This is a genomic window from Dongia sp., assembly GCF_041910485.1.
GTDB lineage: Bacteria > Pseudomonadota > Alphaproteobacteria > Dongiales > Dongiaceae > Dongia.
This window is the reverse complement of record NZ_JAYRQR010000021.1, coordinates 1-24,658: the sequence shown is the minus strand read 5'-3', so window position 1 is coordinate 24,658 and position 24,658 is coordinate 1. Positions and strand designations below refer to the sequence as shown.

Below are 24,658 nucleotides of genomic sequence, written 5' to 3'. Positions count from 1 at the left end.
CCTCGCGCTCTTTTTGAAGTAGGCGTCACATCATCTAGCGCCCTTGCGACGATCGTTCCGATTTGGCGCAAGGGCGCCGATACGCCCGGAGATGGACTTCGCGAAACTCGACAACGATTTTCTCCAGACTGAATCAATCAGTCGCTGTGCCGCCAAAGGCTGCCCACAGTCGACGTTCAATAGAGAGGAGCATCGGCGTGCCCGTATTGAATCCTGATCACTTACAAGCCATCGTCGCCCGATATGCAGGGCAGGTTACCGTGGAAGGCTTGACCGCAGCGGAACACCTGAAAGCCAGTTGGTGCGAGAGCGCCGTTTATGCCGGAGACAGCTTGACCATCGAAATGCTGCGCTCTCAAGAATACGACTCGTACCGCATGTATTCGTGGCTGGCCTACTATCGGGTTTTCAAGGATCAATATGCATACGGGGACAAGAGACTCATTCTGGCGCGCATCGCAGAACATCGCGCTGAGTGGATCGCTTCGCCCGCTGCGCCCGCTGCGTTCGTCGGACAAGTGTACCGAACGTTGATAGATGACGGTGTGTTCAGTTGCTTTTCTTTGTCGACCAAGGTTTCCTGGCTGCTTAAGCCGACAATGATCGCCATTTACGACAGCAAGGCCATTGCGGCACTGACGATGCTCTCGAATCTGGGATGCGTATCCGCGATACGAGGCTGCCCATCCAACTCCGCCAACGGACGCACTGCAGCGAGAACACAAGCCGTTGTTGATTATTACGCAGCGTTTTACCCGCTGGTGGCGGAGATTGCCGACGTGTGCGCCGATCAATTGGACGATTGCTTGCAACAACTCCCTGCGCTGTTTGCCGCTGACCACATGGCAGTCCCAGGGGACTTGGCAGGCAACAGAATGCGGATGCTCGATAAAGTCTTGTGGATGATGGGAAGTCCCGCAGACGCCGCAGAGGACTGATCTTTCTTGCCAGAAAACAGGCAGGGGCCAAGGATCAGTGATCCTAGAGTATCTAGCCCATGCCAAGGCGGCAGAAGCTCGGCATCCGACTCTTCATTACGGTTCGCATATAGCAACGGAAAGCGTTTCTATCAGTAAACGATATCTACCTTTCGACCCGCCATCTCCCTTCTGCGTCTACGCTTAGCCATCACGCACTAAGTTGTTGAGAGAAGAGGTACTTCTGAAGGTAATCTGCGCCATAATGGCGCAGATTCTGGGCGTTTTCGCCATAATGGCGCAAAATTGATGAGCAGATAGGGGCAAGATCACTATGAAAGGCAGGGCAACATCCGACGAAGCCTATGTGATCGACTTGTGTGATGCCGCTCTCGGCCAAAAGTCGTCACGACAGCATCGGTTCGACTTCTTGCTGGGTGATCCCAGTATCCGGTCCGGGAGATGCGCGCGGCTTCCTGTAGACGCCTACTACGCCGATTTGAACCTCGTTGTGGAGTTTATGGAGCGGCAGCACTCAGAGGCGGTGCCATTTTTCGATCGTCGCATCACGGGTACTGGAATGCCTCGGTCGGAGCAGAGGCGCCTCTATGATGAGCGCCGGATGACTGTGCTTCCCAAGCATGGAATTCATCTGGTTGTCCTCCACGCTGCCGACCTCGCTCATCGTCGGCAAAGGCTCCTACGGCATTGTCACGACGACGAGAATATCATTCGGCTGAAGCTGGCAGCCTACCTGCGATAGCGCTCATATTGCTTACATCACAACTCCAAATATACATGCATCCGGTTCCCCTCGCGGTGGTCGAAATCAGCGAGACTGGGTACGATATCGAGAGCCTTCCTTGAAGTCGCAGATCGGCTAATCACGAGACTCCGAAACCAATGCTTCAAGCATGCGCTCGCCTGCGAAAAGGCAGGCAATATCGAAGGTGAGTTCGACACCAAGAGAGTTTTTCGCTGTGAACTTCGACAACACCCGAACACGCCCTCCCGCCCATTCCTGAATAGCCACATCCAAGAACCTGGAAAAGTCAACTGTCGATGGATGTACCGCCGCGTCCTTAGCAGCGCTCTCGCAGCGTTGAATCGCCTGGCCACGTTCGAGTGGTTGAATCGCCGCCAGTGTTTTGTCCTCTTTCACATCACTTGCCGAGAAAAACACATTGAAAGCTCTCCCCGCCGAATCCTCGCAAGTGACATAGAAGACCGGGTTCTTGGCGGTGCCTTTGCTTCCGGAAAGATAGGCGCTGCCAGGGTCGATCTTGACACATTGGGCATTTTCCCTGGCCACCTTGTTGACGCCCGCGATAATCGTCTTCTTGTGTTTTGCAATCTTGTCATCCCAGACGAAGTTTTCTTCGCTGTATACGCGCTTTCCCGATGCGTCCTTGACGATGAGCTTGAGATACTTCGAGGGAACCCATCCTCGATGGGAAGTCAGCCAATCCGGTTCGACGATCTGAACCTCAGACCAATCCCCTTGCTTGCAGAGCTCGCGTACAGTCGTCGTGCCATCTATTTGCTGATATTGGGTTTCCCCTATGACATTGGTTGCCTTCACGTTCACAACGCGTTTGGCGGACTTGTCTGGCTTCTCGCGGAACTGGACCTCTCCAACAACTCCCATGATTTCCTTTGTGGCAATTCCACGGTCGCCACAGGCGAATACTGGCAGTGCGGGAGATAGAGAGGAAATGGCTGCCTGAGAGGTATCCGGTACTGCAGCATGTGGCTGAGTAACTGCTTGCTCCGCCGTAGCGGGATTCGTTGCTGCTTGTTTCTGTGGGGCCTGAGTCGCGGGGCCAGTCGACGATATGGCTAGAACCAACCCGCAGATGGAAAACACAACTGCGGCCGCCCGGTGTCGAAAAATCGGCATATCCGGCCTCAGATATGCAAACGCAAGACCCAGTAAGCCGATGACCACAGCAGAAGCGGTGTGAATGTCTGGGTTGATCGCTGAAGCGATCGCTACGGTGATGGGAGCCAGAATGAAGGCAAGAATTGTAGCCGCAATTGCCTTGCCTATGCTTTTTGGCTTTTCGGCCTTCTTTGAGATGGAGGCCGCAGCTTCAGCATCCTCGTATACAATGGTTCGCTCTGGCTTTTTGGTCTCTGCCAGGTCCGCTAGGGGGACCTCAAGATAATCGGGCGCTCGTGGCTGCTCTCTCCCTCCCTGAGAATCACCCAGAATGCGCTCATCAAAAGCGTATCCGATTAAAGGAGAGAACTCCTTTGCTGTGCCGGACATCAGAAGTCGGCGACCGTCCTTAAACGTTACCTCAATGACGCTTGCTTTCTTGTCCACGCCATCGACGGGCCGAACTGATGCAATGCTCGACGGGGAGATTGTAGGGATATCGAACACGCCGATCTGAAGCTGCAGATTCTTGAACTTCCCGGTGAATCCCACATTCACCTTTGCATACCCATTCTTCTTGAAATCTCCGCCCATTATTTTGGCCATCACTTATCCCCCGCCGCTTCTTTCTGTACCGATATCTCCATCCCGTCCAAGCTAGTTCTCATCATTTTTTCTGGGATGATCAGAATCCAGGTCGACCTGGGCTAACTCTATCGCTGCACCTATCGCTAAAGCCTGCCTGACAAACCTGGAAGCATACAAGCTAGTAATCCCAAAAGTGTTGGGCCAATCAACTTACAACTTTAGGGGGCGTCTTCTCCACCATCTTCCTGCCGATCGCACTTGCATCGGCTCGCCGGGGAAATCCCGCAAGCAAAGATGGAGAACTGCTATGGAAACCAAAGAAAATCGAAACTCCGAAGACATCGTCCATGTCCGGCAGGAGCTGGTCCTCACAGTGCATGAGGTCGCCGTGAGCCTGAGCAAGCGAGCCAACGACCCGGCAGTCTTGCTCGACATCAGCTCTGATCTGGCCGCAGAAGCCAGGAAGCTGAGGGCTATGGCGAAGTAGCCCATCGGCGGCGGGTGCTGCGGCATCCGCCGCCTTCGCTGTCATCCGATATCGGCCGCCTCAGAAGTAGCGGCCGCCGAAATGATCTCGCCGATCTACCTGACGATGCCGATTTCAGACACCACGGCGCCAAGATATTGCGCCTCTAGGTTGGGCGCTGTCGCACCAATTACTCTTTGGCTGCCTTCTGGCATCCGCACGTGGAACCCGAGACAGATTGGCGATGTCAGAGGCCATGATCTGGTCGCCGTGAGGCAGCAAAGGCGAAGCTATAGGCGGGTGCTGGAGTGTCCTGAAAGCCTGCCTAACTGGCTGCGGCGAGCCTGCTGTCAGGTGGCGAAATCGAACTTAAGACTGGGTTCTTGTCTGAGAAAATCGGGAAAGTTTCTCGACCGAATTCTGATTACATATCAATGCATTGAAGTCAGTTTTGGGGCGTTTGCGCCATAATGGCGAATTCTTGGGGCTTTGATTGCAACCATTGACCGCAGAAATCGGGCTCAGAGTGAATTTCTTTCCACGAGCTAGCTTACCGTTGTGGGCGAGTTCAAGGCGCGTACCGGCGCCGCTGGGGCTCGGGGCCAAGAGCTATCGGCGCTTTTGAGGCGTCAGCCTCTCCCCTCGCGGGTGAGACATTGGGGCGATGGCGCACAAATGTCATCCCCGCGAAGGAGGGGATCCATGGGATCGCCGGCGAGACAAGGCAGTGGATGCCCCGGTCAAGCCGGGGCATGACAAGATTGTTTTGGCGGGGATTAAGTTCGAGTGTGGAGTGGGTCGCTCATATCCCCACACCCAGCTCCCGCAGCTTCGCCAGCGTCGTGCCGTCATTCTTGAAGTGAACGCCCTTGATGCCGAGCTGTTCGGCGGCTTCGATGTTGCGTTCGCTGTCGTCGAGGAAGACGCATTGCTCGGGTGGGAGGGCGATCTTTTCGAGGAGATGGTGATAGATCGCCGGGTCCGGCTTCACCATTTTGAGATGGCCTGAGACGGCGACGTAGCGCATGCGCTTGGTGAAGGGCAGATGGTGCTGGCGCGTGTCGTAGGTCTCGCCGGACCAGTTGGTGAGGCCGTAGGCTGGAATGCCGGCATCGAGCACGCGCTCGAGGATGTCGTGCCCCTCGGCGACGGGGCCGGTGATCATGTCGTCCCATTCGTCGTAGAAGGCGCGGATATGGTCCGTGTGCTGCGGGTGCGCAGCTACGAGGAGGTCGATCGCCTCGGCCCAGGGGCGGCCGCGATCCTGTTCGAGGTTCCAGGCGGGCGAGCAGATATGGGTGAGGAAATGGCGCCGCACCTCGGCATCCGGGATGCGGCGGCGGTAGAGATTTTCCGGGTCCCAGCCCACCAGGACATTGCCGAAATCGAAGATGACCGCGCCTATGGTCATGAAAATCCTCTTGTTTCAGGGAATCAGTCTTGTTTCAAGGAATCAGGGGGGTCGTGTAGAGTGGCCCGCAACTTGCTCGGTCATTATGGCAATTTTGGGCGCGAAATCGATTAGGGCATGAAAAAACTCGTCATCCTGCTGGTCATTCTGCTGCTGCTGGGCGGCGGTGCTGCCGCCGTCTGGTGGTATTTCCTGCGCCCGCCCGAGGATGCAGCGCCCGTGGTGGAAGAGGTGCCGCCGCCGGTCCTCACCCAGATCGATTTGCCGCTGACCTCGATCGCGATCGTAAAAAGCAACACGAAGACGCAGCGCATCGACTTCCTCATCACGGTCGTCTTCGACGATCCGGAAAAGCAGAAGAAGGTCGAGGAGCGCCTGCCGCGTCTCTTCGATACCGTGATCTCGGAACTGCACGGCATCCTGCCCAGGAAGATGGTGGAGCAGGGCGGGTTCGACCGGACCTATCTCGAAGAACGGCTGACCAAGGCCGTGGCGGCGCGCTTCGGCGCGGGCACGGTCTACAAGATCTATATCAAGGACATGCAGATCTACAAATGAGGGCGGCATGAGTTCCGGCAGCAACTCCGGCGACTCTGGCGCCCTACCGGCCGTGAGCGCCCATCGCACCGTCTTCGTGCTGGCGCTGGCTCAGGCGACGGCGATGATCTGCAATTCGATCATGATCGTGACCTCGGGCCTCACCGGGCAGATGCTGGCCGAGCAGAAGGGCTGGGCGACGGTGCCGCTCGCCTTTCAATTCATCGCCACGATGCTGACCACCTTCCCGGCCTCGTTCCTGATGAAGCGGGTGGGGCGGCGGCAAGGCTTCATGACCGGCGCCCTCATCGGCATCGTCGGTGGCCTCATCATGGCGGTCGCCACCTATCTCGCGAGTTTCTGGCTGTTCGCCTTCGGCAACACGATCTTCGGCGTCTCGGCGGCCTTCACTTTGTTCTATCGCTTCGCGGCCGCGGAGGTGGCGGACGAGGCGTTCCGGCCCAAGGCCATCTCGCTGGTGATGGCGGGGGGCGTGGTCTCGGCCATCCTGGGGCCCTATCTCGCGCGGGTGGGGCAGGAGCTGTTCTTGCCACACCTCTTCACCGGCGGCTTCGTCTTCATCGTCGGTCTTTCGATCCTGGTCGTCATTCTGCTGTTGCCGCTCCGCCTGCCGCACGCGGCGGGCGGACCGTCGCTCCATGCCGGCGAACCCTCGCGGCAGCTCTTGGAGATCGTGCTGCAACCGCGGGCGCTTTCGGCCATCGTCGCGGCGATGCTGGGCTACGGTGTCATGTCCTTCGTCATGACGGCGACGCCGCTCGCCATGACATTCTGCGGGTTCGAACTCAAGACTGGCATCTCCTTCGTCATCCAGGGGCATGTATTGGCGATGTTCGCGCCGAGCTTCGTCACCGGCCATATCATCAAGAAGTTCGGCGAATACCGGGTGATGGCGGCTGGCGTCGTTTGTTATGTGGGATGTTTGGCCATCGGCATGGCGGGGATCGACATCCACCATTTCTGGCTGGCACTGGTGTTGCTGGGCCTGGGGTGGAACTTCCTCTACGTCGCCGGCACCTCGCAGCTCACCAAATGCTACCGGCCGTCGGAACGCGCGAAGATCCAGGCCTTCAACGATTGCATGGTCTTTTCCTGTGTGGCCCTCTGTTCCTTCATCGCCGGCATGGTCGAGCAGGCCTTCGGCTGGGATTGGGTGCTGCGCGGCGCCATCGTGCCCGTGGCGCTCATCGCCGTGGCACTCTTTGTCGGGTGGCGGCGGGAGCGGGTGGCGTGACCCACCGTCATGGTCCGCCTTCGCAGACCATGACAATATTGAGTGAGTGAAGACCGGAGCCGCAACATGACCGAGACCCACGAAGAATATGACCCGCGCATGTTGACGCTCCTGCAGATGATCTGGGGCGAGGGGTTTCTGTCGCCGGGCGGGCCGCAGGCGGTGCGAGAGATTGCGGGCGGCATCGATTTGCACGGCAAGCGCGTGCTGGATGTGGGCTGCGGCCTCGGTGGCTTGGACCAGGTGCTGCTGACCCTGGGCGCCGGGCATGTGACGGGCATCGACGTGGCGCCGCTGATCGTCGAAGGCGCCAAGGAGCGTATCCGCCGCTCGGGCCTCAACAACAAGATCGATATCCAGCTGGTCGCGCCGGGGCCGCTGCCTTTTCCCGACGCCAGCTTCGATATCGTCTTCGGCAAGGATGCCTGGCTGCACATCCCCGACAAGGCGGCGCATTTCGCTGAACTGTTCCGCGTCCTGAAGCCAGGCGGGCGGCTCGCCGCCGGTGACTGGATGAAGTCGCCGGGGCCTTACAGCAAGGACATGGACTATTTCTTCGAGATGGAGGGGCTCACCTATCATCTCGTGACACTCGCCGAATATGGCCGGCACATTCACGAAGCGGGCTTCGTCGACGTCTCGCTCAAGGACATCACCGACAAGTATCGCCGGGATGCCCATGAGGAACTCGCGCGCATGCAGGGCGAGCTCAAGGGCATGATGCTGGCCGAGCTGGGCGAGGCGGGGAACGCGCACTTCATCGAGGATTGGCGGTCGCTCACCGTTGTCCTCGACAAGGGCGAACTGCGCCCGGCGCAGATTTGGGCACGGAAGCCCGCTGCCTGATTTTTCGCTGCGGCGCAGCAACGCAGCCCGAGTCGATTTTTCCAGGCAAAACGGGCGCTTGGGCCCCGCCCCGAAAGCCGGAATTCCGGCCGCAAGCGGGTCCCTTGGTTGCAAGGACATACCTATTCCATTATGTTCCCGGCACTTCTAAATGATCGCCGCAGGTGACCTCGAGGTCCGCAATCGGCCCATCGAGCAACCCCAAGCGGCGACAAGCCGAACTCGATTCACAAATTAGGGGATGCAAGAATGGATTCGTGGCTTTGGGCAGTAATTGCGAGCGGCGTCCTGGCGCTGCTCTACGGCGCGTGGGCGACCAAGTCGGTCCTCGCTGAAAGCGCCGGCACGGCCCGCATGCAGGAAATCGCGGCAGCCGTACAGGAAGGCGCCGGCGCCTATCTCAACAAGCAGTACACGGCGATCGGCATCGTCGGCGTCGTGGTCGCTGTCATCCTGTTCTTCTTCCTCTCCGGCCTTTCGGCCCTCGGCTTCGTCATCGGCGCCGTCTTGTCGGGCCTCACCGGCTATGTCGGCATGAACGTCTCGGTGCGCGCCAACGTCCGCACCGCGGAAGCGGCGCGCAAGGGCCTTGCCCCGGCGCTCGCGGTCGCGGCCAAGTCGGGCGGCATCACCGGCATGCTGGTGGTGGGCCTCGGCCTCCTCGGCGTCGCCGGCTACTACATCTTCCTCAAATCCATGGGCGTCGAAATGCGCGCCATGCTGGAAGCCCTCGTTGGCCTCTCCTTCGGCGCTTCGCTCATTTCGATCTTCGCGCGTCTGGGCGGCGGCATCTTCACCAAGGGTGCGGATGTGGGTGCCGACCTCGTCGGCAAGATCGAAGCCGGTATTCCGGAAGATGATCCCCGCAACCCCGCCGTCATCGCCGACAATGTCGGTGACAATGTGGGCGACTGCGCCGGCATGGCCGCCGACCTCTTCGAGACCTTCGCGGTCACGGTGGTCGCCACCATGCTGCTGGCCTCGATCTTCTTCACCGGCCCCGCGCAGGAACAGCTGATGCTGCTGCCGCTTCTCATCTGCGGCGCCAGCGTCATCGGTTCGGTCGTCGGCATGTTCTTCATCAAGCTGGGATCGAGCAACAACATCATGGGCGCCCTTTACAAGGGCCTCATCGCGGCGAGCGTCATTTCGATCGTCATCATCGCCGTGCTGGTCAATCAGGTGGTCGGCTTCGGCATGATCGAAGGCACGCTCACCGGCATGAACGTGCTGTGGTGCGCCGTCATCGGCTTGGCCGTGACCGGCCTCCTGGTCTGGATCACCGAATACTACACCTCGACGGCCTACCGTCCGGTGAAGTCGGTGGCTCAGGCGTCGACCACGGGCCATGCCACCAACATCATCCAGGGTCTCGCGGTTTCGATGGAAGCCTGCGCGCTCCCGGTGTTGGTGATCTCGGCCGCCATCGTCGCCGCCTTCAGCCTGGGCGGTCTCTACGGCATCTCGATCGCCGCCACGACCATGCTGTCGCTGGCCGGCATCGTCGTCGCCCTCGACGCCTATGGTCCGGTCACCGACAATGCCGGTGGCATCGCCGAAATGGCGGAGCTGCCGCCGGAAGTGCGCAAGGTGACGGACGCCCTGGACGCGGTCGGCAACACCACCAAGGCCGTGACCAAGGGCTATGCCATCGGTTCGGCGGCCCTCGCGGCACTGGTGCTGTTCGCGGCCTATACCGAGGATCTGAAGCACTACTTCCCGCAGCTGGTTGAGACGATCAAGTTCGAGCTCAACAACCCCTATGTGGTCATCGGCCTGTTCATCGGCGGCGCGTTGCCGTTCCTGTTCGGTGCCATGGGCATGATGGCGGTGGGTCGTGCGGCGGGTTCGGTCGTCATCGAAGTGCGTCGTCAGTTCAAGGAAATCGCCGGCATCATGGAAGGCAAGGCCAAGCCCGAATACGGCAAGGCGGTCGCCCTCCTGACCTCCGCGGCGATCAAGGAAATGATCATTCCGTCCTTGCTGCCCGTCGCGGCGCCGATCGTCCTCTACTTCGTGGTGTCGATCGTCGCGGGTCAGGCTGAAGGCTTCATCGCGCTGGGTGCGATGCTGCTCGGCACCATCGTCACGGGTCTCTTCGTCGCCATCCAGATGACTTCGGGTGGTGGCGCCTGGGACAATGCCAAGAAGTACATCGAAGACGGCCATCACGGCGGCAAGGGCTCGGATGCCCACAAGGCCGCGGTGACCGGTGACACGGTCGGCGATCCCTACAAGGATACCGCCGGTCCGGCCGTCAACCCGATGATCAAGATCACCAACATCGTGGCGCTGCTGCTCCTCGCGGCACTCGCCCACTAAGCAAGAAGGCCCCCAAAGGGCCTGCGCCTAAGACCCCGGCCGGGAAACCGGCCGGGGTTTCTCTTTGCTGGATATTCCGATGCGTGCACCGATGCCGTCTTCGAAATCGCTTCTATGGGCGATCGGCGCCCTGATCATTGCCATGATCTCGGTGCAGGCGGGTGCCGCCTTTGCCAAAACGCTCTTTCCGATCATCGGGGCCGAAGGCACCGTGGTGCTGCGCCTCTCATTGGCGGCATTGATGCTGGGCCTGGCGTTGCGCGTCTGGCGGGTTCGGATCGGGCGCAGCAATTGGCATCTCGCTCTTATCTACGGCGTCAATCTCGGCGCCATGAACTTCCTCTATTACCTGGCCGTCGCCCGTATCCCGGTCGGGATCGCGGCGGCTCTTGAATTCACTGGGCCGCTCGCTGTCGCCATCTTCGCCTCGCGCTCGAAGCTCGATCTGCTGTGGGCGGCCTTGGCCCTGGCCGGCATCGCGCTGCTGCTGCCGGTCGAAGGATTGGGGAGTTCGCTCGACCCGCTCGGTGTCATCTATGCGCTGGGCGCCGGGTTGGGCTGGGCGCTTTATATCTTCACGGGCCGGCGGGCCGGCCACGCCTTCGGGACGCCGGCGCCGGCGGTCGGGATGATCGTTGCCGCCCTGGTGACGCTGCCGCTGGGGGCTGTGCAAGCGGTGACGGTCTTTGCCGATATCCACCTGTTGCTGCTGGCGCTGGCGGTCGCCGCCCTCTCCAGCGCCGTTCCCTTTGCCTTCGAGATGGTCTCGCTGCGCCATTTGCCACCGCAGGCCTACGGCACGCTCACCAGCATGGAGCCGGCGATCGGTGCCCTCTCGGGTCTCGTCATCCTGCGCGAGATGCTGCCGGCCAGCCAATGGCTGGCGATCGGCCTTGTCGTTCTGGCTTCAGTTGGGACGACCCTGACCGTCCGCGCCCGGCGCGGCGGGGAAGAAAAGGGTACTTAGAATCGTCAGGTAAGGGTGATCAGACGCCGCCAGGGGCGCCGCTCGTGCCCGATTTCGGGCCCTTCTCATCCGGGCTGAAGCGGCCGAGATTGCCCAGCATCTGCTGGATGATCGTCAGCTCGTTGCCGTGGGTGGGTGTCACCCGGTCGACCATCGCCACCAGGCGCCCGTCGTCCTTGTCGTAGACCTTGAGGTCCTGGACAATGCCCTGGGCATCGAAGGAGATGGCCAGAACCCCCTGGTCGACGATGTCGGGCTCGAAGAAGGCGGTCTGGGCGGTGCGTTTGGAGACGTAATACCAGACGTCGTCGCCGAAGGTACCCGTGGTCGAGGGTGAGCCGAGGAGCTGCTCGACCCGCGTCTTGTCATCCTGTCCAGGCTGGATCTGGACAACCTGTTCCTCGTCCGGGACATTGCCGTGCTGGAGGATCTTGGGCGTGCAGGCGCCCAGCAGCAATCCCAGGGCAATCGCGCCCGCGAAGCCGGCGCGGCGGGAGCGGGTGGGGTGGAAAAGACGAGCCATGGGCCGGATCCGGTATTGTGCCAAACATGTTGCGCTGGTTCCGACCCGAAAGTACGGTCCGCCGAGATGGGCGGCCCGGCATGAGACGGCGCGGCGCGCGGCGTGCAAATTCGCACTGGGTGCTGGCGCCGTCAAGTTTTCGGGGCGGATCTCAAGGGTTGTGGATGTCGATGAAAGGCGAATGGCGTGGCTGAATCACCATTGGGCAGTCTGATCGCAAGGATCCTGCAGGGACCCGGCGCGGTGAAGGAGGTCGCGGCCAAGCTGTTCGACCGTCTCGTCGCCCAGGCGCGGCAGCGGGTCTTTTATGAGCAGCTGGGGGTGCCGGACACGGTCGACGGGCGCTTTGACATGGTGGCGCTACATACCTTCCTCATTTTCCAGCGCCTGCGCGGTCAGGGCGACCTGGCGGCGAGCCTCTCCCAAGCGCTCTACGACACGCTTATTAACGATTTCGAGGCCTCGCTCCGGCAATTGGGCGCGGGGGATGTCGGCGTCGGGAAGCGGATCCGGGTCATGACCGAGGCGCTGCAGGGCCGGGTGAGGGCCTATGAAGCCGCTTTGGCCGGTAACCAGCTCGATCTCGAGGGCGCCTTGCGGCGCAATCTTTACGGCACCACCGACCCCGACATGGAGGCGGTGCGGACTGTTGCAGCCTATCTGCGCCGGGGCAAGGAACTGGCCGACAGCCAGCCGGTCGACCGCATCCTGCGTGGTATTTTCGAGTTTCCGCCGGCCCCGTCGCGGGGGTCACAGAGTTTCGGTTTGGAATAAAGATGTCAGATCAAGATATTGATATTACGGTTTTTTCGAGGCCCTTCGAGGCATCGACCGTCACCGCGCGCGCGGCTGCTCGGCAGATCGAGGCCAATGCGGAAGAACGGGCCCAGCTGGCCGAGGTACTGGACCTCATCTCGCTCGACACGCTGACGGCGACGCTCAGTTTGCGCCGTCTCGCCTCGGGCCTCATCGAGGTGAAGGGCGAGCTCGACGCCAAGCTGGTGCAGCGCTGTGTCGTCACCCTGGAACCGGTCCCGGCCGAGGTCCATGAATCCTTCCGCTGGACCTTCGGCGATGTCGAGCCGGAGCCGGTGCTGGGGGAGATCGACATCGATTTCGGCGATTCGGACCCGCCTGAGCCGATCGAACATGGGCAGATCGACTTGGGCCAAGTGGTGGCGGAGGAGCTGTCGCTGGGTCTCGACCCCTATCCGCGCAAGGAAGGGGCGGTTCTGCCGCAGGAATATGAGCCTAAATTGGGTGAAGTCACTGAGATCGGTGCGGCGGCGACGCGTAAGCCCTTCGCCGGTCTGGATAAATTGAAGAAATAGCGCTATTGGTGGCACCGCCGCCGGGCGCGCCGGGCCAAAGTCGGCGCCCCAAGGCCCCAACATGCGTTTGCCCTACTTGCGTTGGCTGGGGATTTTCGATATCTACCCGCCCATTGGCGGCGTATGCCGCCGCTATTTTTTTGTGAAGAGAGTGGATCATGGCAGTCCCCAAGAAAAAGGTCAGCAAGTCGCGCCGTGACATGCGTCGCAGCCATCACGCGCTGACGGTTTCGGCTTCGGCCGAGTGCCCGAATTGCGGCGAGCTGAAGCGCCCGCACCATGTGTGCGGCTCCTGCGGTCATTATGATGGCCGTGAGGTCGTCGCGCAGGGTACCGAGGCGGACGCAGCGTAACTCCGAACCCGCTGCTATGATGGCCGGGAAGGAGTAACGGGGTGGCGAACACCAGCCTGGCTATATCTTTGGATGCGATGGGTGGCGACAACGCGCCTGACATGGTGGTCAGGGGCGCCGATATCGCGCGCAAGCGTTTTCCCAACGTCCATTTCCTGATGTTCGGCGACGAGGCGAAGCTCAAGCCCATGCTTGATGCTTTGCCGGAGCTCGCCAAAGTCAGCACCATTCACCACACCGACTCCGTCGTCCTCATGGACGACAAGCCCAGCCAGGCCCTGCGTGCCGGCCGGCAATCCTCGATGCGCTTGGCCATCGATGCCGTCCACAACGGCGATGCTTTGGCCTGCGTCTCGGCCGGCAATACCGGCGCCCTCATGGCGATGGCGAAGTTCGTGCTGAAGACGATGCCCGGCATCGACCGGCCGGCGATTGCGTCCTTCTTTCCGACCATGCGTTCGGAAAGCGTCATGCTCGATCTCGGCGCCAACGTGCAGTGCGACGCCAACAATCTGGTCCAGTTCGCGGTGATGGGGAACGTGTTCGCGCGCCTTGTCCTCGGCGTGCAGCAGCCTTCGACCGGCATCCTCAATGTCGGCGCCGAGGAGCTGAAAGGTCATGACGCGGTCAAGGTCGCGGCCTCGATCCTGCGCGAGGTGCCGCTGCCTGGAAAATTCATCGGCTTCGTCGAAGGCGACGACATCGCCAAGGGCACTGTCGACGTCATTGTGACCGACGGTTTCACCGGCAACATCGCCTTGAAGGCGATCGAAGGCACGGTGAAGCTCTATGGCCATTGGCTGCGCCAGACCTTCACCAGCTCGTTCTTTTCCAAGATCGCCTACCTCTTCGCCCGGCCGGCGCTCAACGGCTTGAAGGCCCAGGTCGATCCGCGCCGCTACAATGGCGCGATCCTGATGGGCCTCAACGGCATCTGCGTCAAAAGCCACGGCGGCACAGATTCCTATGGCTTTGCCAATGCCATCGGGGTTGCGGTAAACATGGTGCAGAACGACGCTATGGAGCGGATGAAGCAGGACTTCGCCCAGCTCATGGCGATACCCGGTGCGGAGGCCGTCGCCGCGGCTCTCTGAAGACCTCTTCCTGGCGGCGCCCAGATCACTTTTTCTCAAAGATTCCAATGGTCCGCAGATCACTCCTCCTCTCCGCCGGCAGCTATCTCCCCAAGGAGATCCTGACCAATGAAGAACTCGCCAAGCGGGTGGAAACCTCCGACGAGTGGATCGCCCAGCGCACCGGGATCAAACAGCGCCATATCGCCGCCCCCGGCGAGCTGACCTCGGACTTGGCCGTTCATGCCGCCGAGCAGGCCCTCCACCATGCAGGGCTCCGCGGGGCCGATATCGACATGCTGGTCGTCGCCACGACGACCCCCGACCATACCTTTCCGGCGACCGCCACCAAGGTGCAGCAGCGCCTCGGCATGAAGGGCGGTTTCGCGATGGACGTGCAGGCCGTCTGCTCCGGCTTTGTCTACGCGCTGGCGACCGCCGACAATTTCATCCGCTGCGGCCAGGCGCATCGCGCCCTCGTCATCGGTGCCGAGACCTTCTCGCGCATCCTCGACTGGAAGGACCGCAACACCTGCGTCCTCTTCGGCGACGGTGCCGGTGCCGTGGTGCTTGAGTCGGGTGAGGGCGAGGGCAATGCGAAGGATCGGGGCATCCTCTGCACCCATCTCTTCTCGGACGGCGCCTATTACGACAAGCTCTATGTCGATGGTGGCCCGTCGGCGACGCAGACCACCGGCTTCGTTCACATGGAAGGCAAGGAAGTCTTCCGCCATGCCGTCGTCAATCTGGCGGCGGCGGTGGATGCCGCGATCGCTTCGGCCGGCATCACGGCCGAGGATGTCGACTGGCTGGTCCCGCACCAGGCGAATCGGCGTATCATCGACAGCATGGGGCAGAAGCTGAAACTGCCGCCGGAGAAGGTCGTCGTCACCATCGACCGTCATGCCAATACATCGGCTGCATCGATTCCCCTGGCCCTGGCCGAGGCGGTCAATGACGGCCGAATCCAGCGCGGCCAATTGGTCCTCATGGAAGCTATGGGTGGTGGCTTCACCTGGGGTTCAGCCCTGATTCGCTACTGAATCTTTGGTGATATTGCTGAACCAATCCCCACACATATGAGCGAAGATCAATGTCGCTCTCTAATTGACTGATTTCAGAGTAAACGATACGCTCACCCTTCAACAGCCGAAGCCCGCAGCGCAATACTGAAGCTTGCGGGCATTGATTGAAGGAAGGGCGGGGGAGATGAAGGGCAACACCATCACGCGTGCGCATCTGGCCGAAGCCGTCTATCAGGAAGTCGGTCTGTCGCGAAACGAATCCGCCGAACTGGTCGACACCGTGCTCGACGAAGTCTCGCATGCGCTGGTGCGCGGCGAGAGCGTGAAGATCTCCTCCTTCGGCAGCTTCCTCGTGCGCTTGAAGGGCGAGCGCGTCGGTCGCAATCCGAAGACCGGCGAAGAAGTGCCGATCAAGCCGCGCCGCGTCCTCGTCTTCCGCGCCTCGCATGTCCTCAAGGACCGCGTCAACAAGGGCATGGAAAAGCAACTGGTGGCTGACAAGCAATCATGAGCTCGACCGCTGAACGCATTCCCGCCGCCGAGCGCGTCGCGGGTTCGGACCGTACCAGCGCCAAGCAGGATGCTGCGCAGCGCCGGGCGAATGCGCGCCGCGTCGAAAAGGCAGCGGGCGCTTTCCGGACCATCTCGGAAGTGGCGGATGACCTCGAAGTGCCGCAGCATGTGCTGCGCTTCTGGGAAACCAAGTTCCCGCAGATCAAGCCGATGAAGCGGGGCGGCGGTCGCCGCTATTACCGCCCGGAGGATGTCGATCTGCTGCGCGCCATCCGCGGCCTGCTCTATGACCAGGGCTATACGATCAAAGGCGTCCAAAAGCTGATCCGCGAGGGCGCCCTGCGCCTCGGCGCCGACCTTTCGGAGGTCGAGGCCCTGGGTCTAGCCCCCGACGGGGCCAACGGCCATGCCGCCGAGGCCGAAATGCCGGCCGAGACCATCGCCGACCCGGCCCTGGCTGCGAAGCTCGGGCAGGCGAGCGCCATGCTCGACCTGCCGCTCTTCAAGGCCGCGTCCCTGGACGAACGCCAGATCCGCGAAGTGAAGGCGATCACCGCCGAACTCGAGGAACTCCGCGACCGGCTGAAGAAAGTTCTGGGCTGAAACGCAGCCACGCTCGGTTCTGAATAGGAAAGCCCGGCCCCCGATTCATTCTGGGCCGGGCTTTTTCGTTGTCGGGCTCAATTCGTTGGATTGGGGCGCGACCCTAGTCCCGTTAACTATTTCCCCGCCTCAGGCCTTCTTTACGTTGCACGGGCAGGAACCGCCCGCTATATAGGGCGCGCATTCGGCACCCCCTTGGGGACCGGGGAGCAATCCCCGCCCATCGTCCAATGCCCGGGCCTTCCCCTTCCAGCGGGAACCCCGCGATCAGCGTCGGAGCGTGGCGCAGCCTGGTAGCGCACTAGACTGGGGGTCTAGGGGTCGCAGGTTCAAATCCTGTCGCTCCGACCATTTTCCTTCTCCACCTGAAATCATAAGTTGTGTTTAACTCGGACCCCGCGCCGGATTCTCGCCGCGGAGATGTGTGTTTTCTGCTGGTCCTGCGCGATAGATGTCCTTTGATCGAATTCTGGTGAAGAAGCAGGGAGACTTTAAGGGGATGCCGTGGGCAAAGGGATTGCTGTCTGCCTCGCTGACATGCCTTGTCAGCCTTGCCTTCGCGGCTTTACTGGCAACATTTCCAAACTCGGCGGCCGCTGATGCAACGGAGCGACTTGCAAAGGCCATATATATTCACTTTATCGAGACGTATTTTTCACATGTCGGCGCAACCGCTGAAATCGAACAAAACTATCCGATCGTTCGTTGGGGTGCGCCGATCGCCATAGCGACGAACCTTGCCGGGATGGACCGCACTCGGTCGGTCGTGGCCGACGACATAACCGAACTCGCAGCAACGATATCGGCGCTCGGGCACGACATGTCGGTTGTCGACAATGTGTCTGATGCGAATGTGAGAATGGTGTTCTTTACCGCCGGCAAGGACGAGCCGGAGAAGGTCTACAAGGTGCTGGACCCTTCAATTGCCGGATACGATCTCCAGTTCAAGCTCGCTTGGCGCGCCTTTTCAAAGAGAAATGACTGTGCGATGGGGGGACTACCGTCAGGCCCCTATGAAATCGGGTATGCCTTCGCATTCATAAATATCGCACAACCGGACGAAAAGCTGGTGAACTGTACCAATCGGATGCTCTTTGGGCTCCTGGGCTTTCAGGAAAGCGAGACTTATTCGGTGTCACCGACGCTCTTTGACATCAAATCTGCCATGACTAGCCCATCCGAAATCGATCTCCTTGTCTTGTTGGCACTGGCCGATCCGCGCTTGAAGAAGGGAATGATTTACGATGAAAAGACGCAGGAGGTCTTGCGGGAAGTGTCTCGCTCAGTTGCACGCTCGATAGATGCTGAAGCGGCTCTGAACGCTCTTCATTCTACCGAGTAGTCATTATTTGACGGCCGATTCTGGATGCTCGATAAATCGGGGGCAGACTCTTCCTTTTACCAAATGACACCAAGCGTCCGCTAAAGCGACCGATCTGCTGGCAGCGCGGCGGATTGTTTTGGCGACCGCTGAGGCGACAAGTCATCACTTGGCCAACGATCCAGCAAGCAGCGCGCCCGGCCGACTGCGGACCGACACTATCCTGCCGCCCGTCCTTCACCGACTCCTGGCATCAGGCGCGGGTGTAATCAGTCGGCGTACTGCGTAGAGGACCGGGCCGATCACGATCAGGAATGCCGGTGCGAAGAGCGCGGCCCAGCGCCAGCGCTCGCCCCACGGGATGAACGCGGTGACGCCGTTATCGTCCCAATAGGGGTCGAGCGCGATTCCAGCGAAGGCGGCGCCGTAGGACAGCAACGCGGCGAGCCCCAGCCACAACCAGCGGCGTTTCATCCTTGGCGACATGTGGGCGATTCCATTTGAGGGGGGCGAGGCGAGGACGGCAGGTGCGCCGTCCATCTCCCTATCATTCTGGTTGCCGTTGCATTTTGCAACCGCCCGCTCCTGAGACCGATGGTGCCCAGCAAGAGCGAATCCCCCACCCCAAATGTCCTTGCCGTCACGGGTGTGGAACAAATTGGGCGCAACGCTGTTCAACTATCAGTCATCAGCCGAGCGTGAATTCCCATTCTGAATGAGTGAGGATTGATTGCCGTCCTATCCGGTTCCTCTTTGCAAACCGCTGCCCGCTAAACGAATTCTTCATGCCTCGCCTTTTACGCTGCTTTCGTGTGCGCTCCTCTACCCATGGTGAAGCATGGTAAATGTGGAAATGCCGGCATTCCGGGCGCTCATTCTGGAAGATCACGATTTCCAGCGACGGGTCGGTGCCCAGGTCTTGCGCAGTTGTGGTGCGACCGAGGTTTACGAAGCGGCTGACGGTGCCGCGGCGCTCGACTATGTCTGCTCTTCGCCAACACCAGCGGACGTGTTGCTCTGCGATCTCAAGATGCCGGGCATGGATGGGCTCGCCTTTTTGCGCCATATCGCGGAGCACGGTTGCGCAAGCTCGGTCATTCTGGCGAGCGCCGTCGATGCATCGATCATGCGCGCCGCCGAGATCATGGCCAAGAGCTACGGCATTCGCATGGTCGGCGCCATCGACAAGCCGGTCTCCCGCGCCAAGCTGATGCCGCTTCTGCTGCGCCACTTCACCCGACAGATCAGCCGGCCGCATGCGGCGGCCGAGCAGATGCCGCTCACCGAAATTGCCGCCGGCATTGCCGCGCGACAGTTCCTTCCCTTTTATCAGCCGAAGATCGACGTGAAGACCGGCATGCTGGTCGGCGCCGAGGCCCTGATGCGGTGGCGCCACCCGGAACGCGGCTTCATACCCCCGGCATCCTTCATTCCCCTTATGGAAAGAAACCATCTCATCGCCGAGGTCACATTCGATTTGATCAAAACGGTGCTGGCCCAGATCCGGGCATGGCAGAGCGCCGGGCTGTCGGTCCCGGTGGCGATCAATGTCTCGGTCGAATCCCTGCGCGACACCAGTCTGCCGGACCGGTTGGAGGCGATGACCAGTGCCGAGGGCCTGAGGCCCAATTGCCTGACGATCGAGGTGACCGAGACGGTTGCCATGACCGATGTCGGACATTCGCTCGAAACCCTGGCCCGCTGCCGCATGAAAGGCTTCGAACTGTCGGTCGATGATTACGGCACGGGCTTTTCGTCGATGCAGCAATTGACCCGCCTGCCGCTCAGCGAACTTAAGATCGATCAGGTCTTTGTGACCGGCGCGGCGGAGGGAACCATTCTCGCCGCCTTGCTCGAGACGACGATCGGCATGGCCCACCGATTGGGTCTGAAAACGGTGGCGGAAGGCATTGAGTCCAACGAAGACTGGAACATTGTCGCGCAACTCGGATGCGACATTGCCCAAGGTTACTTCATCGCCAAGCCGATGCCGGCGGAAGAACTGGCGCCTTGGTATGGAGCATGGCTGGGCAAGCGGAGTGGCAGGCCGGCTGAGTAAAGCCGGGCGGCCAGCACGCGACAGGGGAGGCCTGCATGCGATTGGCGTGGCACAAAGGGGCACCGGCGCGGCATTTCCTGCTGGTATTCGTGCCATTGGCCGCCCTTGCCACAGCGACGGCACTTCTCATCGCGCGATCGGAGACGGAGAGCGGCATAGACAATCTTCGTGTGCGGGAGGCGACCAGTGTCGAGCTGGGGTCGGAAGAACTGCTGCGCGATCTGACGAAGGTTCCAGCGCATCTCAACTCCCTGCGCAGTGAAAAGGCCGTCCGACGCGCGATCGATACGCAATCCGGCGCGGACATCGACCGAATGGCGGAATCGCTCTCAACCCTGCTGCAGCGGAATCCGGAGTATGATCAGGCGCGCTGGATCGACGAACGCGGCATGGAACGCGTGCGTGTCGATCGCAGCCAGAATGAAGAGCGCGTTCGGGTCATTCCGCAGCCAGAGCTGCAAGACAAATCCGACCGATATTTCTTCAAGGAATCCGTCAAGCTTCCCCTCGGCGAAATCTATATCTCAAAGATCGATCTCAACATCGACAACGGCAAGATCAGCGTTCCCTACAGGCCGACGATCCGATTTGCGACGCCCATCGCCGACAGTGCCGGGCAACCTCGGGGCATTCTGATCGTGAATTATCTCGCGGCCGGTTTGCTGGACCGGTTCCGCAAAGTCACGAGCGGCAGCGGCCGTCTTGTTTCGCTGGTCAACGCGGACGGGTATTGGCTGTCGAGTTCTGTTCCGGAGGACGAATGGGGCTTCATGTTCGATCGCCCGGTGACGATGCAGGCGCGTGACCCGGCAATCTGGCAGCAGATCGTCCAGGCTCCCAATGGACAACATATCGACGATGGCGGCCTTTGGTCGTGGCAGGAGGTTTCACTCCAGGAAATCCTCCCCGGCAAAACCAGTCAGCCGAACCTGCCGCACTGGATCGTCATATCCCGTCTCCCCGAACAGGCCCTGACCGCGCTGAAAAGGGGAATCTGGCTGCCGACTGTTGCCGTCGCCGGAACCGCCATTGCCATTCTGGCGGCGTTGAGTTGGCTGGTCGCCATCCGATCCTATCGCGAGCGCGAGGCGCGTGAATCGCGCTTGCGCGCGGATGCGGTCGCCGCGGAACGGTCGGCCCGCGTTGCGGCCCTGGAGCAAATCCAGATCACGCAAGCGCGCCTCGCGGCGATCGTCGCGTTCTCCCAGGACGCCATCATCAGCAAGGAACTGGACGGCACGATCACCAGTTGGAATGCCGGGGCCGAGGAGCTGTTCGGTTATTCCGCATCGGAAGCGATCGGCCAGAACATACGGATGTTGATCCCCGTCGAGAGATTGCTCGAAGAGACCGATATCATCGCGCGCGTTCAAAGTGGCATCCCGGTCAATCACTACGAAACGGTCCGGCATCACAAGGACGGCCATCAGATCGACGTCTCATTGACCGTGTCGCCGATCAGGGATGCGGCGGAAAGAATCGTCGGTGCATCAAAGATCGTCCGCGATATTTCCGAGGCAAAACGCCTGCACGCGGAATTGCTGCGCCACCAGGAACAGCTCGAGATGCTGGTGGAACAGCGCACGGCCAAGATTGCCGAGACGGCCGCACAGCTGCTCGAACGTGAGAAGCTGATAACCGCCGTCACCGACAATATTCCGGGAATCGTCAGTTACTGGGACCGAGATCTGCGCTGCCGCTTTGCCAATCGGGGCTATATCTCCTGGTTCGGCATGGCGCCGGAGGATTTGATCGGCCGCACGATGCCGGAAATTGCCAGCGCCGAGAATTTGGAACGAGGGCTGTCGCAAAGAGACGCCGTGCTGCGTGGTGAACCGCAATACTTCGTGCGGGAGGTGGCGAAGCCGAATGGCGAAACCGGCTATCTGTCGGTTCACTATATTCCAGATATCAAGAACGATGAGGTGATCGGCTTCTTTGTGTTGGCGATCGACATTACGGCGCAGCAGCTGGCGGAGGATGGCCTGCGCGCGCTGAACAGCAAACTCACCGATGCGCTGGCCTTGGCGCAGGAGGCAAACCAGGCCAAGAGCCAATTCCTCGCCAATATGAGTCACGAGATACGAACGCCCATGAACGGCGTCATCGGCATGCTCGAACTTCTCGGCCATACCGCTTTGGATGCCGATCAGCTGCGGATGCTGCAAACGATCGACAGCTCGGCCCAATCCTTGCTGGAAATCATCAACGACATCCTCGACTTCTCCAAGATCGAGGCCGGCCAGCTGAAGATCGAGCAAATCGAGGTCGACGTGACGGAGGTCGTGGAAACGACAGCGCGGCTCTTCCTCGGCGCGGCCGCGGCAAAGGGCATCACGGTTCGCTGTTTCACCTCGCCGACAGTGCGCGGACCCTATTTCACCGATCCGGTCCGGTTGCGGCAGATTCTCAGCAACCTGGTCAGCAATGCGATCAAGTTCACACCGCGGGGGAGCGTCACGATCATCGCCGATACCGTTCCAGATGGGGACGGATCGACATCGCTGCGCCTGTCGGTGGCCGATACGGGAATAGGAATCTCCAAGGAGGCACAGGCTCGGCTCTTCCAGCCATTCACGCAAGCCGACGGGTCGACGGCCAGAAAGTTCGGCGGGGCTGGCCTGGGTCTGTCGATCTGCCGTCGTCTGGCACATCTGATGGAAGGCAAGATCGAGCTCCAGAGCGCCGAGGGGGTCGGGACTGAAGTCGCCTTGACCCTGCCGGCCAAGCGGCTGCGCGCAGAGCTCGATGAACCAAACATCGATCTCCAGGACATCAAGGTTGGCGTCATGATCGACGATGCGCTGGAGCGCAACTACTTGACCGCCTATCTGGCGCATTGGGGCGCCGACGTCTCTGACTTGCCCAGGGATCAGGAACGGCTTCGCCATTGGGCGAATGGGTCGCTGTGCATTGTCCTCGCACCTGCGTCAGTCGCCACCGAGGCGGGGGCCTTGGGCGAGGGGTCGAGCGAATGGGGGAAGGGCGAGGGCCTGCGCTACGTCTTCTACACGCACGAAGACCTTGCCGCCGATCAGCTCCAAGCGGGCGATGCGATCTTGACGACGGCGCTGTCCCGGGCGCGCATCGTGACGGCGGTGGCCATTGCGGCCGGGCGGCAAAGCCCAGAAATCGAGATGTCGCATGGATTGGATGGTAGGCAGGGTGCTGCCGTGGCGCCATCCCGGGATCAGGCCATCCGGGATGGCAGATTGATCCTGCTGGCGGAGGATCATCCGGTCAATCGCGAAGTCATTCTTCGCCAGCTCCGTTTCCTGGGCTATTCGGCAGATGCCGTCGAAGATGGGGCTCAGGCGTTGGCGGCACTGGCAAAGAACGCGTACGGACTGCTTCTCACCGACTGCAACATGCCGGTGATGGATGGCTTCAAGCTTGTGGAGAACATTCGCCGGGCGGAAAAACCCCATGCGCATCTGCCGGTCATTGCCCTGACGGCCAATGCGCTGGAAGGCGAGGATCAGCGATGTATCGCAGCCGGCATGGATGATTACCTCTCAAAACCTGTCGAGCTTCGCGTGCTGCGTGACCGGATTGAAAGATGGCTGTCGCCGTCAAGCAGTGCGGGGCCGCCACCCGTCTTGCCATCGGCGCCTGGTCGCGGTGGAGAACAGGATAGGAAGTCCGCTTTGGATCCTGCCCTGATTGCCGAATTCTGCGGCGACGATCCGGTAACGATCCGCCAGACCTTGTCGATGTATGTGGAAAGCCTGAAGTCGGATTTCGCCGGCATCCACAGCGCGGTGGACCAAAGGGACGCGGAAGCAGCAGAGCTGTTCGCCCATCGGATGAAAGGCGCGGCGCGGACCGTCGGCGGCCGCGAACTTGTGCGCCACAGCGAGGAAGTGGAACGCTTGGCAAGCGAGAAGGAATGGGGGGGCATTCTGGAGCGGATGCCGCATCTCATGGCCGCGATTGCCGAGGCTGAGGCATTTGTCGCGACGATGAATGCGAATGCCGACCCAACCCCGCCGCGCAACTAACCAATCCGTTATTCCGGTTGTCGTCCCACGATTTACCACCGCCCGCACGTGCGGACGGTGGCGCCGGCCCGTTGCCGGCATTCAAGGGGATCGACATGAACGAACATTTGGGTGGCCCCATCAATCAGGCGGAAATTCGTCAGGCCCTCCGTGACTTGGTAGCCGAGGTCGCGACGGATCTCGCGAGACGCGCAAGCACACCTGGCGCCTATCTCGATGTCGCCGCCGACCTTGAAGCAACCGCGCTGGAACTGCGGACGCTCTTCCGGCGGCACGCGAGGCGGTGAAATGGGGGCGGCGGGCGGGCGATCGCCCGCCGCTTCCTCCATGCAAATGTTCCTATTTTGTTCTTTACAAGAATCTGGGAATTTGGTACTAATAGAGTTGCGCGCACATCTTCAGAAGTACCAACAACCCGGTCACAGTTTCTCCGGTAAAAATTCCCCGGCGCCCAGCCGGAATTGCTCGGTTGTCCCTCGGCGCAAGTCCAGCGATGGACGCAGGCCGAAAGCATCCGCCCCTGTTTGAGAGGGGCAGGCTTGGTCGGCGGCCACAAGGCCCGGCCCCCCGGATCAGCGGGTGAGCGATCCTCCGCGAGTCCCGGGTCACAGGACGCTCCCCCAGGGTTGCGGCGGTTAAGCCAGCCCCCGCCGGACCCGATGCGG

Annotated in this window: 22 protein-coding genes, 1 tRNA gene and 1 pseudogene; 20 read left to right on the top strand and 4 right to left on the bottom strand. The window is 60.9% G+C overall.

Translation table 11 applies throughout. The features are described from left to right. The first annotated feature begins 197 nt into the window (after positions 1–197). On the top strand, positions 198–938 hold the full coding sequence (locus ACE3PP_RS06335; protein WP_374379332.1) for a hypothetical protein: 741 nt from the start codon (positions 198–200) through the stop codon (positions 936–938). Between the two features lie 859 nt (positions 939–1,797). On the opposite strand, the gene ACE3PP_RS06330 is transcribed toward ACE3PP_RS06335, so the two are convergent. Continuing rightward, entirely contained in the window at positions 1,798–3,405 is a 1,608-nt protein-coding gene (locus tag ACE3PP_RS06330) for a hypothetical protein (protein ID WP_374379329.1), read from the bottom strand. 289 nt (positions 3,406–3,694) lie between these two features. Between ACE3PP_RS06330 and ACE3PP_RS06325 the strand changes: the two genes are divergently transcribed. After that, on the top strand, positions 3,695–3,874 hold the full coding sequence (locus ACE3PP_RS06325) for a hypothetical protein (RefSeq protein ID WP_374379326.1): 180 nt from the start codon (positions 3,695–3,697) through the stop codon (positions 3,872–3,874). A 781-nt stretch (positions 3,875–4,655) separates the two neighbouring features. Here the strand turns inward: ACE3PP_RS06325 and ACE3PP_RS06320 are convergent. Continuing rightward, on the bottom strand, positions 4,656–5,264 hold the full coding sequence (locus ACE3PP_RS06320; protein ID WP_374379324.1) for an HAD family hydrolase: 609 nt from the start codon (positions 5,262–5,264) through the stop codon (positions 4,656–4,658). A gap of 117 nt (positions 5,265–5,381) precedes the next feature. On the opposite strand from ACE3PP_RS06320, the gene ACE3PP_RS06315 reads away from it, so the two are divergent. The 5 genes from ACE3PP_RS06315 (at position 5,382) to ACE3PP_RS06295 (ending at position 11,191) form a co-directional block, all read left to right on the top strand. After that, positions 5,382–5,822, top strand: a complete 441-nt coding sequence (locus ACE3PP_RS06315; RefSeq protein WP_374379321.1) for a hypothetical protein — start codon at positions 5,382–5,384, stop codon at positions 5,820–5,822. A 7-nt stretch (positions 5,823–5,829) separates the two neighbouring features. Then, positions 5,830–7,056, top strand: a complete 1,227-nt coding sequence (locus ACE3PP_RS06310) for an MFS transporter (protein ID WP_374379318.1) — start codon at positions 5,830–5,832, stop codon at positions 7,054–7,056. 66 nt (positions 7,057–7,122) lie between these two features. Further along, positions 7,123–7,902, top strand: a complete 780-nt coding sequence (locus ACE3PP_RS06305; protein WP_374379315.1) for a methyltransferase domain-containing protein — start codon at positions 7,123–7,125, stop codon at positions 7,900–7,902. A 249-nt stretch (positions 7,903–8,151) separates the two neighbouring features. Beyond that, a complete protein-coding gene (locus tag ACE3PP_RS06300) occupies positions 8,152–10,224 on the top strand; it encodes a sodium-translocating pyrophosphatase (RefSeq protein WP_374379312.1) in 2,073 nt (690 codons plus the stop codon). A gap of 79 nt (positions 10,225–10,303) precedes the next feature. Further along, positions 10,304–11,191 carry an EamA family transporter gene (locus ACE3PP_RS06295; protein WP_374379309.1) on the top strand — a complete coding sequence of 296 codons (888 nt, stop codon included), beginning with the start codon at positions 10,304–10,306 and terminating at the stop codon, positions 11,189–11,191. A gap of 19 nt (positions 11,192–11,210) precedes the next feature. On the opposite strand, the gene ACE3PP_RS06290 is transcribed toward ACE3PP_RS06295, so the two are convergent. Further along, entirely contained in the window at positions 11,211–11,714 is a 504-nt protein-coding gene (locus ACE3PP_RS06290) for an outer membrane protein assembly factor BamE (protein ID WP_374379306.1), read from the bottom strand. 186 nt (positions 11,715–11,900) lie between these two features. Between ACE3PP_RS06290 and ACE3PP_RS06285 the strand changes: the two genes are divergently transcribed. From ACE3PP_RS06285 to ACE3PP_RS06245, 9 genes are all read left to right on the top strand, one after another. Further along, positions 11,901–12,488, top strand: coding sequence for a ubiquinol-cytochrome C chaperone family protein (locus tag ACE3PP_RS06285; protein WP_374379303.1), 588 nt, complete (start codon positions 11,901–11,903; stop codon positions 12,486–12,488). 2 nt (positions 12,489–12,490) lie between these two features. Continuing rightward, complete coding sequence (locus ACE3PP_RS06280; RefSeq protein WP_374379301.1) at positions 12,491–13,045, top strand: DUF177 domain-containing protein; 555 nt, start codon at positions 12,491–12,493, stop codon at positions 13,043–13,045. A 158-nt stretch (positions 13,046–13,203) separates the two neighbouring features. Then, entirely contained in the window at positions 13,204–13,398 is a 195-nt protein-coding gene (gene rpmF / locus ACE3PP_RS06275) for a 50S ribosomal protein L32 (RefSeq protein WP_374379298.1), read from the top strand. A 41-nt stretch (positions 13,399–13,439) separates the two neighbouring features. Further along, complete coding sequence (plsX, locus tag ACE3PP_RS06270; protein WP_374379296.1) at positions 13,440–14,492, top strand: phosphate acyltransferase PlsX; 1,053 nt, start codon at positions 13,440–13,442, stop codon at positions 14,490–14,492. Positions 14,493–14,539: 47 nt separating this feature from the next. After that, a complete protein-coding gene (locus ACE3PP_RS06265) occupies positions 14,540–15,514 on the top strand; it encodes a beta-ketoacyl-ACP synthase III (protein ID WP_374379293.1) in 975 nt (324 codons plus the stop codon). A gap of 166 nt (positions 15,515–15,680) precedes the next feature. Then, positions 15,681–16,007, top strand: a complete 327-nt coding sequence (locus ACE3PP_RS06260; RefSeq protein ID WP_374379290.1) for an integration host factor subunit alpha — start codon at positions 15,681–15,683, stop codon at positions 16,005–16,007. Then, positions 16,004–16,612, top strand: coding sequence for a MerR family transcriptional regulator (locus tag ACE3PP_RS06255; protein ID WP_374379287.1), 609 nt, complete (start codon positions 16,004–16,006; stop codon positions 16,610–16,612). Before ACE3PP_RS06260 ends, ACE3PP_RS06255 begins: the two co-directional genes overlap by 4 nt. Before the next feature lie 274 nt (positions 16,613–16,886). Then, positions 16,887–16,963: transfer RNA gene (locus ACE3PP_RS06250), tRNA-Pro, on the top strand. A 100-nt stretch (positions 16,964–17,063) separates the two neighbouring features. Continuing rightward, positions 17,064–17,954, top strand: coding sequence for a DUF2927 domain-containing protein (locus ACE3PP_RS06245; protein WP_374379285.1), 891 nt, complete (start codon positions 17,064–17,066; stop codon positions 17,952–17,954). 216 nt (positions 17,955–18,170) lie between these two features. Here ACE3PP_RS06245 and ACE3PP_RS06240 read toward each other — a convergent pair whose 3' ends face one another. Continuing rightward, positions 18,171–18,473 (bottom strand): hypothetical protein, encoded by a 303-nt coding sequence (locus ACE3PP_RS06240; protein WP_374379282.1) that lies wholly within the window; start codon positions 18,471–18,473, stop codon positions 18,171–18,173. Positions 18,474–18,786: 313 nt separating this feature from the next. Between ACE3PP_RS06240 and ACE3PP_RS06235 the strand changes: the two genes are divergently transcribed. From ACE3PP_RS06235 to ACE3PP_RS06220, 4 genes and pseudogenes are all read left to right on the top strand, one after another. Then, entirely contained in the window at positions 18,787–19,992 is a 1,206-nt protein-coding gene (locus ACE3PP_RS06235) for an EAL domain-containing protein (protein ID WP_374379279.1), read from the top strand. A gap of 45 nt (positions 19,993–20,037) precedes the next feature. Next, a pseudogene (locus tag ACE3PP_RS06230) lies at positions 20,038–20,151 on the top strand (hypothetical protein); the annotation flags it as partial. 155 nt (positions 20,152–20,306) lie between these two features. Further along, a complete protein-coding gene (locus ACE3PP_RS06225) occupies positions 20,307–23,993 on the top strand; it encodes a PAS domain S-box protein (RefSeq protein ID WP_374379417.1) in 3,687 nt (1,228 codons plus the stop codon). Positions 23,994–24,088: 95 nt separating this feature from the next. Further along, positions 24,089–24,280, top strand: a complete 192-nt coding sequence (locus tag ACE3PP_RS06220; RefSeq protein WP_374379276.1) for a hypothetical protein — start codon at positions 24,089–24,091, stop codon at positions 24,278–24,280. Positions 24,281–24,658: the final 378 nt, after the last annotated feature.

Excerpts from the sequence above, each read along its gene's own strand:
- ACE3PP_RS06280 (WP_374379301.1), top strand. The coding sequence starts at position 12,491 with ATGTCAGATCAAGATATTGATATTACGGTTTTTTCGAGGCCCTTCGAG.
- rpmF (WP_374379298.1), top strand. The coding sequence starts at position 13,204 with ATGGCAGTCCCCAAGAAAAAGGTCAGCAAGTCGCGCCGTGACATGCGT.
- ACE3PP_RS06300 (WP_374379312.1), top strand. The coding sequence starts at position 8,152 with ATGGATTCGTGGCTTTGGGCAGTAATTGCGAGCGGCGTCCTGGCGCTG.
- ACE3PP_RS06295 (WP_374379309.1), top strand. The coding sequence starts at position 10,304 with ATGCGTGCACCGATGCCGTCTTCGAAATCGCTTCTATGGGCGATCGGC.
- ACE3PP_RS06315 (WP_374379321.1), top strand. The coding sequence starts at position 5,382 with ATGAAAAAACTCGTCATCCTGCTGGTCATTCTGCTGCTGCTGGGCGGC.
- ACE3PP_RS06245 (WP_374379285.1), top strand. The coding sequence starts at position 17,064 with ATGTCCTTTGATCGAATTCTGGTGAAGAAGCAGGGAGACTTTAAGGGG.
- ACE3PP_RS06235 (WP_374379279.1), top strand. The coding sequence starts at position 18,787 with ATGCCGGCATTCCGGGCGCTCATTCTGGAAGATCACGATTTCCAGCGA.
- ACE3PP_RS06265 (WP_374379293.1), top strand. The coding sequence starts at position 14,540 with ATGGTCCGCAGATCACTCCTCCTCTCCGCCGGCAGCTATCTCCCCAAG.
- ACE3PP_RS06220 (WP_374379276.1), top strand. The coding sequence starts at position 24,089 with ATGAACGAACATTTGGGTGGCCCCATCAATCAGGCGGAAATTCGTCAG.
- ACE3PP_RS06310 (WP_374379318.1), top strand. The coding sequence starts at position 5,830 with ATGAGTTCCGGCAGCAACTCCGGCGACTCTGGCGCCCTACCGGCCGTG.
- ACE3PP_RS06255 (WP_374379287.1), top strand. The coding sequence starts at position 16,004 with ATGAGCTCGACCGCTGAACGCATTCCCGCCGCCGAGCGCGTCGCGGGT.
- ACE3PP_RS06225 (WP_374379417.1), top strand. The coding sequence starts at position 20,307 with ATGGCGGAATCGCTCTCAACCCTGCTGCAGCGGAATCCGGAGTATGAT.
- ACE3PP_RS06325 (WP_374379326.1), top strand. The coding sequence starts at position 3,695 with ATGGAAACCAAAGAAAATCGAAACTCCGAAGACATCGTCCATGTCCGG.
- ACE3PP_RS06305 (WP_374379315.1), top strand. The coding sequence starts at position 7,123 with ATGACCGAGACCCACGAAGAATATGACCCGCGCATGTTGACGCTCCTG.
- ACE3PP_RS06330 (WP_374379329.1), bottom strand. The coding sequence starts at position 3,405 with ATGGCCAAAATAATGGGCGGAGATTTCAAGAAGAATGGGTATGCAAAG.
- ACE3PP_RS06290 (WP_374379306.1), bottom strand. The coding sequence starts at position 11,714 with ATGGCTCGTCTTTTCCACCCCACCCGCTCCCGCCGCGCCGGCTTCGCG.
- ACE3PP_RS06240 (WP_374379282.1), bottom strand. The coding sequence starts at position 18,473 with ATGGACGGCGCACCTGCCGTCCTCGCCTCGCCCCCCTCAAATGGAATC.
- ACE3PP_RS06260 (WP_374379290.1), top strand. The coding sequence starts at position 15,681 with ATGAAGGGCAACACCATCACGCGTGCGCATCTGGCCGAAGCCGTCTAT.
- ACE3PP_RS06320 (WP_374379324.1), bottom strand. The coding sequence starts at position 5,264 with ATGACCATAGGCGCGGTCATCTTCGATTTCGGCAATGTCCTGGTGGGC.